Raw genomic sequence first — 578 nt, forward strand, 5'->3', positions numbered from 1 at the left:
TCAGTACCGTCGCAGACAATCACCATGCCCGAGTGCTGGGAGAAGCCCATGCCGACGCCGCCGCCGTGGTGCAGGGACACCCAGGTCGCGCCGCTCGCGGTGTTGAGCAGGGCGTTGAGCAGTGGCCAGTCGGACACGGCGTCGGAACCGTCCTGCATCGATTCGGTTTCGCGGTTCGGGCTGGCAACCGAACCGGAATCCAGGTGGTCGCGACCGATCACGATGGGCGCCGACAGCTCACCGCTACGCACCATTTCGTTGAACGCCAGGCCCAGCTTGGCGCGCAGGCCCAGGCCAACCCAGCAGATACGAGCCGGCAAACCCTGGAAGCTGATGCGCTCGCGCGCCATGTCCAGCCAGTTGTGCAGGTGGGCGTCGTCCGGAATCAGCTCTTTTACCTTGGCGTCGGTCTTGTAGATGTCTTCAGCGTTGCCCGACAGCGCAGCCCAACGGAACGGGCCGATGCCACGGCAGAACAGCGGACGGATGTAGGCCGGTACGAAGCCTGGGAAATCGAATGCGTTTTCCACGCCTTCTTCCTGGGCCATCTGACGGATGTTGTTGCCGTAGTCGAAGGT

At 63.7% G+C, this 578-nt stretch carries 1 pseudogene; it reads right to left on the reverse strand.

Features of this window, described 5'->3' with window-relative positions:
• A pseudogene (locus CGA21_RS29745) lies at positions 1-578 on the reverse strand (urocanate hydratase); the annotation flags it as partial.

This window comes from Pseudomonas sp. PSB11 (assembly GCF_014596605.1).
Taxonomy (GTDB): domain Bacteria; phylum Pseudomonadota; class Gammaproteobacteria; order Pseudomonadales; family Pseudomonadaceae; genus Aquipseudomonas; species Aquipseudomonas umsongensis.